Annotated in this window: 6 protein-coding genes; 2 read left to right on the top strand and 4 right to left on the bottom strand. The window is 49.3% G+C overall.

Translation table 11 applies throughout. From position 1 onward, the window contains the following. Positions 1-38: 38 nt before the first annotated feature. Entirely contained in the window at positions 39-1,286 is a 1,248-nt protein-coding gene (gene cruG, locus QUA54_RS32290) for a 2'-O-glycosyltransferase CruG (RefSeq protein WP_333418897.1), read from the bottom strand. 502 nt (positions 1,287-1,788) lie between these two features. Next, positions 1,789-2,730, bottom strand: coding sequence for a gamma-carotene 1'-hydroxylase CruF (gene cruF, locus QUA54_RS32285; protein WP_333418895.1), 942 nt, complete (start codon positions 2,728-2,730; stop codon positions 1,789-1,791). Between the two features lie 614 nt (positions 2,731-3,344). Between cruF and QUA54_RS32280 the strand changes: the two genes are divergently transcribed. Beyond that, positions 3,345-3,638 (top strand): helix-turn-helix transcriptional regulator, encoded by a 294-nt coding sequence (locus tag QUA54_RS32280; protein ID WP_333418893.1) that lies wholly within the window; start codon positions 3,345-3,347, stop codon positions 3,636-3,638. A 62-nt stretch (positions 3,639-3,700) separates the two neighbouring features. Further along, the gene (locus tag QUA54_RS32275; protein WP_445301611.1) at positions 3,701-7,579 is read left to right on the top strand and encodes a PAS domain-containing protein; all 3,879 of its coding nucleotides are present in this window, start codon (positions 3,701-3,703) and stop codon (positions 7,577-7,579) included. 548 nt (positions 7,580-8,127) lie between these two features. Here QUA54_RS32275 and QUA54_RS32270 read toward each other — a convergent pair. Next, entirely contained in the window at positions 8,128-10,743 is a 2,616-nt protein-coding gene (locus QUA54_RS32270; protein WP_333418890.1) for a CHAT domain-containing protein, read from the bottom strand. 118 nt (positions 10,744-10,861) lie between these two features. Continuing rightward, the gene (locus QUA54_RS32265) at positions 10,862-13,024 is read right to left on the bottom strand and encodes a filamentous hemagglutinin (protein WP_333418888.1); all 2,163 of its coding nucleotides are present in this window, start codon (positions 13,022-13,024) and stop codon (positions 10,862-10,864) included. Between the last annotated feature and the right edge of the window lie 164 nt (positions 13,025-13,188).

Genomic DNA, 13,188 nt, shown 5'->3' with positions numbered 1-13,188 from the left:
TTTCGACAATTTTCGAGCTCGACTATTAGCTGGCTTTTCTAATTAGTTTTTATTATCACCTCAAACCCAGAAGACCCTTCATACTTTCGGCCGCGCCACTGAGTAGGCTGATTTAAAGCAGAAATGAGAATTCGCAAAAACGCCAGCGGATCGGCCAAAGGTGACAGCCAAAACAGCCATTTACCCGATGCCTGAGTTGTATCGTAAGAAGGAGCGATCGCCAAACACAAAGCCGATCGCACTGCAACCAAAAATACATTCAATCCCAACAGCCAAAAGTGCGGAAATACACCAACCGGCGGCAGCGAACCAAACAGCAAATAGCACAACACAATCGGCACCGGCAAACCTTGAACCGCCAGCAACAGCCACAAATCGCCCCAAATTTGACCGCCCGAAGCAGCATCTTTCAAATCCAGCGATCGACCCCATTCATTCCAAGTCTCGATCGCCCCCTCATACATCCGCACCTTCAACACCTTAGCCCCATCCAAAAAGCCCACCTTAAAGCCCTTAGCAGCCGCATAGCGAGCCAGAGTCACATCATCGCAAAACGAACCCCTCGCGACCTCATAGCCCCCCAATGCCACCAAAACCTCGCGCTTGCAGAGAAAACACTGACCGTTCGCCATCACCCGTTCCGGCACATCCCCGCCAGTGCCCGTCGGCCCGAACCGATAAACCAAAGTCATTAACAAAGCAGGTTGCAGCCACAACTCCCCCGGATACTTGAGGATAAACTGCGGCGACAGCGAAATCAAATCGTAATTTCCAGCCGCCGCCGTCTTCAGCAAACTCGCAATCAAACCCGGATGCGGCACAGTATCCGCATCTATCCCCAAAATCCACTCGCACTTCTCGGAACTTGCCAAAAAACCCGCATTCAGCGCCCACGGACGCCCTACCCAACCCGCCGGCAGCGGATCGTCGTTAATCAAGCGAAACCGGGGGTCTTTTTGTGCTGCGGCTTTGACTAAATCTCCGGTTCCGTCTACCGAATAGCTGTCAACCACGATCGCTTCTCGGAGTTCGTAACTTTGGCTGGTTAATCCTTCCAAACAAGGCGAAATTCGATCGGCTTCGTTCAAAGTCGGTACTACCGCAGTACAAGCACCTAACAAATCCAGCGTCGGCGAATCCGGTTCCAGGGGCGGGATGCGCGATGGGCCTTTAATCAGACGCGACATCAGAATGGCTGCGGCGGGCAATTGCAGCAGCAAGAGTGCGACAGCGATGATACTTGTCAGCGGTTGGGAGAACAGGTGAGGGGCGATCGGGAAAACCATACTATTGAAGAATTGAAGAATTGGGAATGACTTACTGGATAGGGGTGGGGAGCTTATTTACAGTTCATTTTTTGGTAATTGGTATCAATTTAAAAAAATTATTATATTTTGGTCTCAAACATATTACAGGAATTGGGAATAATATCAATTCCGGTTGCACTCATACATGATATAGAGGACACGGCATTGCCGTGTCCCTACCGAAAATAATATTGTAGGGACACGGCACTGCCGTGTCCTAATTTTGGCTAATAATATCAATTCCGGTTGCAATCATACATGATATAGAGGACACGGCAATGCCGTGTCCCTACCGAAAATAATATTGTAGGGACACGGCACTGCCGTGTCCTAATTTTGGCTAATAATTCCGATGCTACCGGAAACCCTATGAAAAAATCGCCGCTGAAAAACCCGGTTTCTTGTAGAAACCGGGTTTTTAAACTAGCTCAAAATTTAGTGTAAATTTTTGCTAAATCAGCCGGGGTTGCTCGCTAGCGACTTACTTACGCGAAACGCCCACGGGCTCAGGTGGAATTTGGGCCGTGAGAACAGATGTCTCCAAAGACGGCATTGTTTCTGTTACGTAACCTGCTGCGGGTTTAGCGATCCAGCTTAACGCGATCGCCGGAACTACGCCCAGAAGCACCGCTAGCGATGTCGGGAACCAGAACCGAGAATCCAACGAAGTTACAGTGATAATTGCTCCGAAAGCAAAGTTGACCAAATAAACAATTAAGGGCAAACCCAATTCCGATCGCTCTAATTTAATCGGTGTTTTTCTCCACAAGAAAGCTGCTACAGACATAAATAGCGCCCCCGTACCCATCCAGCCAGCCAAATTGCGGTAAGGCATCCCAAAGAAAGCGCCAATTTCCTCAAATTCCCAAAAAGGCACAGAAGTTTGGCTCATCGCCGGATCTAGTACAAAATCCCAAGCTGTTAGCAGCAAAGCACCAAGGGCGATCGCCCCTATTTGGCGCACCCAGTTGAGCTTACCTTTACCAACCCCTACTCCAGCGCGAGCAATTACATAGGAAACCAGTCCCAGATAAAACCACGACAGGGGAATCGTAAACGGAACCAGCCCTGCAATTTTGTAGCCCAAACCGCTCAAATAATGGTAGTGGCCGAAAGGAAAACCCGTACTCGTTCCCAACAACTCGCTACTCAAGGACAAAAACACAGAAGGCAGTAAAAAAGCCAGAGTTGCACCCCAACCCAACGTCCGAAAGGCATAGAGAGCAACTGCTGCTGCACCAAAGATGATATAAACTACTCCACCCCCAGCCATCCCCCACTGGAATAGCGTTTGCCCTGCTGGTGGCAAACTCATCACCAATTCGGGACGGGGTAAAATCAGCAGCAACCCTGCCAATCCAAAAGCCATTGACAAGACGTGGGCAATCAGGCAAAAGCGCTCAGCAATCAAAAGTTGCTTCATGGGACTCCTCGAAAAAATATTAGATGCGGAAAGCACTTCCTAACAGTTTACAAATCTTTAACAAAAAACGAACACGAACTGGCGATCGGCATTTTTCCAAAACTTACACCCAGGGCCGAGAAACCCGGTTCCTGGCTTGCTACCTCGTTGCTAAACCCCTTATTTTTCTAAGAAACCCGGTTTTTTGGCGAGGGATTGGTGGCATAAGTGCCGAATGCCCTTCTTCCCTCGGACTTCTATCCGTTATGGAACCCATTTGAGATCTGTTGTTATAACCGTAAGCCTTGTGGCATTGGGATTTCAAATCTTTGGCCGCCATCGCCCCACGATCTCTCGTCTTGTGGCTATTGAGTTATGTGAGACGGCTTGTTTGTCCGCCTGATTTTTTAAGAAAAGATCCAAAATGGGTTCTATAAAGCTAGTTCTATGCTCTGTTTGGGCTGGAAATTTGTTTGAGTTCCGCGAACTTCACTTCAATCAATACAAGCAGTGAATCTAAACATCCCGTAAGTACAAGACGGTCGATGGGGTTTAAGAACTCCTTCTTCAGGGAGATCGGCCTGCTTACTTTTTAGCGGATATTGGATATGACAGATGTCATGTACTTAAACTGTATGAAATCTTCTAAAAGTTCGGTGTCCAAACAATGTGTTGTACTGGTGCAACCAGAGGTTAGCCATCTTATTCGCGAACTTCGGCAACTAACCCAACTCACCCAAGTGCAACTCGGAGAATCGCTGGGAGTTGCTTACGAGACGATTAATCGTTGGGAAAATAAACGGATTCAACCCTCCCCTTTAGCCTTAAGGCAAATTCGGACGCTGGTTGCGGAACTGGGTCAATCTTCTTCAATCGTCGTTCGAGAAGGCAGCAAAAAGCTTTTCTCTCAGTATTTTTCAGAGAGGTAGGGTGTGTGAGTGATGCAGTAGAGGAGGCAGATCCTAAAAAATTATTTGCAGGCGACAGCGAGATGGCGATGTTGATGCGATCGCACGATTGGTCGCAAACTTCACTGGGGGCGGTCGAAACCTGGTCGGGCAGCCTGAAAACGGCCGTGCAAATCCTGTTGACCGAACTCGATCGAACCCAGCAGCCAGACAAGACGCAGCTAGAATCTAATCTGCCACAGGAGCGCCCCTCAACAGATGCCTTGCATCAAACTGCCCGAGCCGATGCGTTTCGAGTCAGGCTCACCAATGCGCTGCGCCCGCTGACTGATGCCAATGAGATTCAGGCAACCGCTGCCCGCATTCTAGGCGATTCTCTAGGAGCAAGCCGCGTCATTTATATTGAAGTGTTACCCGGTGGCAAGGAAGTCATCGTTCATAAAAACTACACGAACGGCGTTGCCGAATTGAGTGGGCTGTACCATCTGGAAGACTTCGGACGCAACCTGACAGACGACCATCGAGCAGGGCGAACAGCGATCGTTCCCGATGTGGCGAACTACCCTAAATACACAGCCAGCCAGAAGGCAAGTTATCAAGCGATCGATATTGCCGCGCATATTGATGTGCCGCTGATTAAGAACGATCGATTCGTCGCCTTGCTGGCGGTGCATCAGGCAAACCCTCGCTCGTGGACGGAAGACGAGGTGAGACGAGTCGAGGAAACAGCAGAGCAAACGTGGGCAGCCGTCGAGCGTGCGCGTGCTGAAGCCGCATTACGCCAGAGCCGCACCGAACTCGAAAAGCAACTGCGGAAATTCGACGCGATCGTAGCTGCAATTCCCGATTTTATTTACACTTTTGATTTGGCGGGACGGTTCACGTATGTCAGTCCGGCGTTGCTCAATCTTTGGCTGAAAACTTCGGATGAAGCTTTGGGAAAGAACTTTTTTGAGCTGGATTATCCCACCGATTTAGCGACCCGACATCAGCAACAGATTCAACAGGTGATCGCCACGCGCCAGCCGCTCAAGGATGAATCGCTCTACACTAGCGCAATCGGCACACGCGCCTATGAATACATTTTTGTACCGCTTTTAGGGATAAACGGCGCAGTAGATGCAGTAGCAGGCGTGACGCGAGACATCACCGATCGCAAACGGGCAGAACAAGCCTTGCGCGAAAGTGAGGAGCAGACTCGGAATATTCTGGAGAGCATCGCTGAAGCGTTCTTTGCCCTGGATGAGAACTGGGGGTTCACCTACGTCAATCGCTCCGCCGGAGTATTGTTCGATCGCGCTCCAGGCGATTTGATTGGCAAAAATTTATGGGAAGAGTATCCAGGACTGATTGGCCATGAGTTGCAGCAGATTTACAAGAGCGCCATGCGCGATCGTGTGCCTGCATCATTGACCGCGTTTTACCCCGACCACGATCGCTGGTACGAAGTTCGCACCTACCCCGCCCCAAACGGTATCACCGTTTATTTCAAAAATGTTACCGAGCAGATTCAAACTGCTGCAACCCTGCGTCAATCGGAAGAACGCTACCGGACGCTGTTTGAGTCGATCGACCAAAGCTTTTGCCTCTGCGAAATGCTGTTTGACGATAACGGTGAACCGATTGATTATCGCATTCTGGAAGTCAATCCGATCTTTGAAAAGATGACGGGACTTCAGAATGCAGTCGGGAAAACGGCGCTGGAACTGGTTCCAGATCTGGAAGCGCACTGGTTTGAGATCTATGGCAAAGTCGTGCAGACGGGTGAACCCGTGCGGTTTGAGAATGAATCCGTCGCGATGAATCAGTGGTTTGATGTCAACGCTTTTCGAGTAGGCGAACCGCAAAATCATCAGTTTGCCCTTTTGTTCACCGACACGAGCGATCGCAAACGGGCAGAAGAAGTTTTGCGGCGAGCCGCCGAATTTGATGCTTTCCGCGTCTCTCTCGCCGATGCGCTGCGTCCGCTTGCCGATCCCGTCGAGATTCAGGCTACAGCCAGCCGCGTGCTGGGCGAATATCTCGGCGCGAATCGGGTAGCATACTTCGAGGTTCGCGGCGCTGATTACGTCGTTGAGCGTGATTATGTCAACGGAGCCGAAACAATGGCTGGCAACTACGCGATTGATTCGTTCGGGCCAAAGCTGCTTGCAGCGTACCGCACGGGTTGCCCTGTGGTCGCATCCGATGTGGAAGCCGATCCCAACCTATCTCCAGAGCAGCGATCGGCCTACGCCGCGAGCCAGATTGGGGCATACATCGGTATACCCCTGGTCAAGGAAGGCGAGTTTGTAGCGGGGCTGGCAGTCCACACATCCGAGCCGCGAGCTTGGACACAGGACGAGGTGTCTCTGGTGGAAGAAGTTGCCGATCGTACTTGGGCGGCAGCCGAACGCGCCCGCGCTGAAGCAGCCTTGCGCGACAGTGAGGAGCTAAAGCAACGCATTTTAGAGAGCAGCAAGGACTGCATTAAAGTTTTGACGCTCAACAGCGAAATCGTCTATATCAATCCAGGCGGGTTGCGCCTGTTGGAAATCGACGATCCGACGCTGGTTCTGAACGCCTGCTGGCTTGACTTTTGGAAAGGCGAAAATTATGAAAATGCCAAGAGTGCGATCGCGGCTGCCAAAGCAGGCAATACAGGTCAGTTTCAAGGCTATCTTCCCACTCACCAAGGTACACCGAAGTGGTGGGATAGCATCATCACGCCCGTGCGGAATACCGCTGGGGAGGTGACTCAACTGATGGCAATTTCACGTGATATCACGAGGCAAAAGCAAGCTGAAACTCAACGGGAACGACTGCTGGCGCAAGAGCAAGTTGCACGAGAAGCTGCCGATCGCGCCAACCGGATCAAAGATGAGTTTTTAGCCGTACTCTCCCATGAATTGCGATCGCCCCTCAATCCGATTCTTGGCTGGTCAAAACTTTTGCAGCAAGGAAAACTGGATGCGGCAAAAACCGCAACGGCATTGACGGCGATCGAGCGTAACGCCCGACTCCAAGTGCAACTGATTGACGATCTGCTCGACATCTCCCGGATTTTGCGCGGCAAACTCAGTTTAACCGTGATGCCTGTAGATCTCAGTGCCGTCATTTCTGAAGCCCTAGAAACGGTTTGCTTGGCCGCAGAAGCGAAAGCCATTCAAATTTATACAAAGATTTTACCGAGTGTTGGCATCGTAATCGGCGATGCTGGGCGGTTGCAGCAGGTGGTCTGGAATCTGTTGTCTAACGCAGTCAAATTTACACCTCACCAGGGACAAGTCGCTATCACCCTCACTTTGGATGAAACGCACGCTCAAATTCAAGTTACCGATACTGGCAAAGGGATTCGCTCTGATTTTGTGCCCTATGTCTTCGAGCATTTTCGGCAAGAAGATGGAGCCACCACCCGCAAGTTTGGTGGATTGGGATTAGGACTGGCGATCGTGCGGCAAATTGTAGAGCTGCATGGGGGAACAGTCGCGGTTGAGAGCCAGGGTGAAGGACAAGGAGCTATCTTTACAGTTCGCATTCCGCTGGCGCCTCGCTCTCGTGAATTGCCAGCGATCGAGCAGCCATCCGACTCAACCGGAGATTTAAGTGGCATTCATGTCTTAGTTGTGGATGATGAGGCAGACTCACGCGAGTTTGTAGCGTTTGTTTTAGAACAAGCGGGGGCGACCGTCACCAGCGTTGCCTCTGCAACCAAAGCACTGCAAGCATTTTCCCAAGCGGTTCCAGAGATCGTTGTCAGTGATATTGGGATGCCAGAAATGGATGGCTATATGCTGATGCGTCACATTCGCAGCCTGCCGATCGAGCAAGGCGGACAAATTCCAGCGATCGCCCTGACTGCCTATGCTGGAGAGATGGATCGACAGCAGGCGATCGCAGCAGGCTTTCAACGTCACCTTGCCAAACCTGTTGACCCCGAAGCAGTGGTCGCGATTATCACAAAATTATTATCATCAGGCTAAATCAGGCAAACGAAACGCCACCTGGCTCTCAAATCTTGCCTAATTAAGCTGGGAGGGCGACAAAGAGGCCGAGAAACTATATCTAATCAGAGTTGCAGCCCGTATCCCCTGTTAATAAACTCGACTTCCCCCATACAAATGTACTAACAGTCCTAAAACTCTTACTCAACAAAGGATGCAACTGTTGAGTTGAAAATCTGTACCCATTCATATAACCCATTTGATATCAATTCCGGCTGCACCGGCATGATATAGAGGAAACGGCACTGCCGTGTCCTCCGTTTATATCATTCCGATGCTAACGGAATTGATATGACATCTTTTAGGCGTTGCTGAATTAAGGGATGAAGCGCGCGGGTACAGGGAACATCACCAAACTTGAGGTAATGAATTAGGCGTTGCTGATTCGCGGTATGAATCAACTTTTCCCTTGAAGTTACAAAACTCACCCTCAAGCGGGCTTATAGCAATTGGGAAATCTTGAATTCATACCTTTATTCAGCAACGCCCTAAATCCTTCTGCCTTCTTTCCTCTGCCTTCAAATAAATTACTGCCAATTCCCCACTAGCACGAAAGGTGCCCAGAAATACGGATTCTGATACTGTTTGTTTTTCAGCAGCGTTAATTGAGCGTTGCGGAGGGCTTCAGCTTTGCTGGTTTTAGAAGAAGCAAGCTGCCGGTAAAACTCAGTCATAAAGATAGCTGTAGATTCGTCGTTGACTTGCCAAAGGGTGGCGGCGGTGCTGCGGGCACCCGATCGAATTGCGGCCCCGGCCAAACCCAAAGCCGCGCGGTTATCGCCCGAAGCAGTTTCGCAAGCACTCAAAACCAAAAGTTCGATCGGCTGTTGTTTCTCCCCAGTGCGGGCTCGCAGCAGTCGATCGAACTCCTTAACATTCACTTTCTGATCCCAAGTCACAATAAAAGTATCCGCCGCATTGGAGCTAAACTGACCGTGAGTTGCCAAATGGACGATCGGGTAAGACACCGCTTTAATTCGATCGTGCAACCGCCCGCTGACAAAATCTTCATTCAGCAGCGAACTCGCCGGCATCTCGGCTGCAATTTGTTCAACTTCCTCCTTCACCCCCGGCAAAGCCGAGAAGCCTTGACGCGCTTCCGAAAGGGCAGCGGTGAGCACTCTTAACTTGACTTTGTTCAGGGGTTTCGGTGCCAGCAATTGCAATCCCGGCGCCAAAGCAATACTGTATTTTTCTACCAAAAACTTTTCACCGTCGTGCAGCACCGCCATCGGCAGATTGCGCAAGTAACCGTCGAGTACAAATACCAGGGTTTTAATCCCGGCGGCGGTCAAATCCGCCTCTGCAGGGCGGATCAACCAGTCATAAACCTGTTCGACGGGTTGCCTCCTGTCGCGGGGGAAAGCAGCAGGCCTGATGACATTTTTGGCTCGTCTGAAGGCAGTTTCCAACTCGGCTTGAGACTTCACAGTAGTGTAGCGGCGCAGGGGTTTGCCGGGAATTGACAAAATTACCTCCAAACGATCGCTCAAAATAATCGGATAAATCACCGCCGCTGTCGGATCGATTTCCTCGATCGACTTTGGTTTAGCATCAGCGCAAGCATCCCGAAAAAAGTTGTCCAATTCCGCCAACTGCAAAGATTCCACCGTTTGGCGCGCCAGTTTCAATTTAGCTTGACTGGGAGATTCCTCTTGCAAAAGCAGCCCGACTAATTCCCGATAAACCGGTTCGGCACTTTCCCGAAACGAAAACTGCACTTCGGGATTGACTGTCACCAAATCGCCCCGCAGAGAAGACAAGATATTGACAGCTTGAGTATATTGATCGATCGCCCCTTCTGTATTCCCCTGACCTTTCCGAATCCGTCCCAGTTGCCAAAACAATTGGTAAGCAATATCGGGAGATTGAAACCCCGGTGCTAAACTCAAAGCCTCAATTGTAAGATTTTCCGCTTTCTGATACTGATTTTGGATTTCCGATAGTTTGCCTTTAGCTGCCAGAATATAAGCTAGTATGCGTTGGTCGCCCAAACTCTTTGCTGGTTCGACAGAGCGATCGAGCATTTTGTCAATATCGCTTAAACTCAAAGTTTCCGCAGGCGACTGAGCTAATTTCATCAAGCTTTGCGCTAGATTAATTTGAGCGTAAAGTCCGGCGCGGTTCGACCCAAATTGAGCGGCTTGAGGTTCGATGGAACGCCACAAAGCTTGTGCCTCAGACCAATTTTTGCGATCGACCAACAAACTCAATTGGTTTAACTTCGCCTGAATTTGTAAAAGAGATCGCTCCGGCATCGCCTCGGTCGATCGAGCATAATATTCAAGGGCCAAGCGTTCAAAATCAGCCCGCTGTTTGGGTGTCAAACCCGGTTTATTGCTTTTAGCCCGTACCGTATTCCCCAAATTGAGATAAATTGCAGCCTCTTCTGGCCGGGCACCTAATTTTTGAGCTGCTTCCAGTCCCGCTGACAGCAAATCCTCGGAACGTTCCAGTTGTCCCAAAACCCGCAGCACCCGCCCTAAAGCATGAATTGCCCGGACTTGTTCGAGAGAAACAGGCTGATTTTTCAAAGTTTCCAAACCCGCTGTCGAAACTTCGCAAGTTTGGTTTTCCAGCTTGAAAGAAGCTAACAGCATTTTGCAAGCTCTGGGGTAAAGTCCGAGAATTTCCCAAGCCCGACTTTGATTAATTTGAACTTGAAAAAGTTGATTTTTACTATCAATCTGCTCGAAAATTTTAGCAGCTTGCGTCCAAATATCGATCGCACCTTGAGTCTGCCCCCGTTCGAGTTGCAACTGTCCTTGAATGTTGAGAGTTTCAGCCAAAATCCGCTGCTGTTCCGAAGTTTGGGGTTGTGTTCGCACAGCCGACAAACTCGAATTTACAGCTTTTTCTGCTTCTTCCCAAAGCGCCAATTGCCCGTAGGTTGCAGCTAAATTGCTCAAAGCTGTGGCGCGATCGAGATTTTCGCCTTTTGTCTCAAACTGCGCCGCCGCTTGCTGCAACAGCGGTACAGCTTCCGAAAAACGTTCCTCTCGGTACAGAGTTCGAGCTTGTCGGACAAGCTGCACCGCTTGTGGTGGATTAACCTGAGCAATTCCGGGAGGAATCGCAACTGCTAGCAGACAGGAAATCACAAATAACAGAATTACTTGCCGGAGCGATCGGGTAAACTTCATATTTAGAAAATAAAATTACAACCGCAGAGACACATACTAATTAACCCAAATACATCTTATCCTTTATCTGCGTTAATCCCCGTTAATCCGCCTACATCTGCGGTTAAAAAAACTCATTTTAACGCGGTACACAAACAGAAATCGGTCGAGGATTGCGATCGTCAGCAGCATTACCCGCATTGTATGCAACAAGCGTAACTTCTCCTTTCGCATTCACCACCCAACCTTGCGCCGGAACAACTTCCCGATCGGGGATTTCCCCTTCGTCCTTCTTCCCTCGATCGGTTACATCGGTTAAATCCTCTACATTGCTCGTTGCCGAACTTCCTGCCTCTTCCACCCAAGGCAACGGCGATAGAGGGCTGCTGAGGGCATCATTAGGACTTGGAGGCACTCCTCCTTTCCCAGTGACGTTAAATGCGCTCCCGGCCTCTTGCGTGCAGGGATTTGCAGCAATTAACGCAGCCGGATCGACAACATTTTGCGGCAGTTCCACTAAACCTTGAGCAGGATTCACCCCAGAAGCACTAAATGTCACCGCCCCTTGTAAAGCGGGGCCAGACTGTTGAGAAATCGCGGCGATATCGCTAGTAGGAAGTAAAGAAGTTGGATTTACTTGTAAAGCTGCAAATTCAGCATCAGTTAATCCAAAACGACTTATTGCTTGTTCGCGGGTAACGGCTGTAAAACCAAAGATATTTGGTACATTCACTGTAACTTGACCGCCTCTAGCTGTCCGAGCATTAGCAGTAATGTCATTATTTTCATTAGGTAAAGTAGCCAATATCTCGCTATTAATTCTGATATTTCCACCTTCAGAAATGCCCGCATCCGTTGTAATTCTGCTACCTCTTCGTAACTGGATATCTTGCGCCCTGATGTTAATATTTCCCCCACCGCCTGCGTCAGTTGTACCGTCAATGCTGGCTTTATTGTCTAGGGCAATTGAGTTAGCTAAAATGTTAATATTGCCAGCCCTTCCCGTGCCTAAAGACTGAACATTAACCACTGCACTATCCCGGACAATCAATTGATTAACATTCAAATTCAACGAACCCGCATTCCCGGTAGCATTGGGATTGACTAAAGTAAATGCCCTACCAGCCGAAGCCTCAATTCCACTTCTAAACCCACTGTTACTCCCAATGCCTTGCACTTCTACGCGATCGGCATTAATTGTAATATCTCCTGCATCTGCTACACCCAAAGAAGCCGCAGAAATAATCCCCCCATTTCGCACAGTTAATTTAGGTGTTGAGAGGTGGATATCTCCACCCCTACCAGAGCTTATAGTTTGAGTAGCCAAAGAACTTGGTGCATAGCCAGCATTCCCCAAAACTCCAGATTCGCCGCTCACTTCTATAGATTCTGAAGCTTTCAAAGTTAAATTTCCGCCTTGCCCCCCACTCGTAGAAAACACGACTTCGCCAGTAATCGCACCCGTCGATGAACCAATTGTGGCTCCCTCAGAAACAGTTAACCGTTTAGTGTCAATGGTAATATCCCCAGCTTTCCCATTCCCACGCAAAGTGTCCATGCCGATCCGAGTTTGCGCGACACTAAAAGGGAGACTCCTCAACAATTCTACAGATTCAGAAGCTTTAATAGTGATATCCCCCGATGCTCCGTCACTGAGGCTGAAGTTGATCAAAGCAGCGCCATCGCGTAGTGTTAATCGTTGGGCTTCAACAGTAGTGTTTCCGCTTTGACCAGTGCTTCCTTTTAGTGTTCCATTATCGAAGGCTGAACTGACGATCTCGACAGTGTTAGCTCGGATAGTCAGATTTCCGCCATTTCCAGTACCAAAAGTGGGGGCACCGATCGCTGCTCCATCGCGCACCAGCAGCCGTCCAGTTTCAATGTTAATGTCTCCGGCTGCTCCACTACCAATAGTACCAGTCAGCATAACGACTACAGAACTAAAGGGATCGAGTGTCCCAGATATCGCAAAAATCTCTACATTCTTCTGATAGTTTTCCACTCCCAACCCAATAATTTCTACTGAGTTAGTAGCGCGGATGTTGATATCGCTGCTTTTCCCATCTCCCAGTGTCGAGGTGGAAATTTGCGACCCCCCCTGTACGCGCAAGTTTTGGGCGTTGATATCAATGCCTCTACCATCAATATTTCCTAATGTCAGTCCATAAATTCCCGAACTATTGACGGTAACATTTCCACCTCTAATGTCAATTTTTCCACCTCCTAATCCGCTGGTATTTATCAACGAACTGTTGATGTCAATGTTGCCGAAGTTCTGAATATTGCTGTAGTTTAAATTCATACCTAAAGCGGTTGGTTCAAATTGTACTAAACCGGGACTTTGCACACTTCCCAGTAATATTTGTCCGGTATAAGCTGTTAAATTTCCCCCTAGGGCGTCGGTTCAGTATTAGGAGTTGACAAAAAAGACTGAAAATGATATGTGAATTGAGAAGCCTGTTAAAT

The sequence above is a fragment of the Microcoleus sp. MOSTC5 genome (assembly GCF_036701825.1).
GTDB lineage: Bacteria > Cyanobacteriota > Cyanobacteriia > Cyanobacteriales > Microcoleaceae > Microcoleus > Microcoleus asticus.
This window is presented reverse-complemented; position numbering and strand designations above follow the sequence as displayed.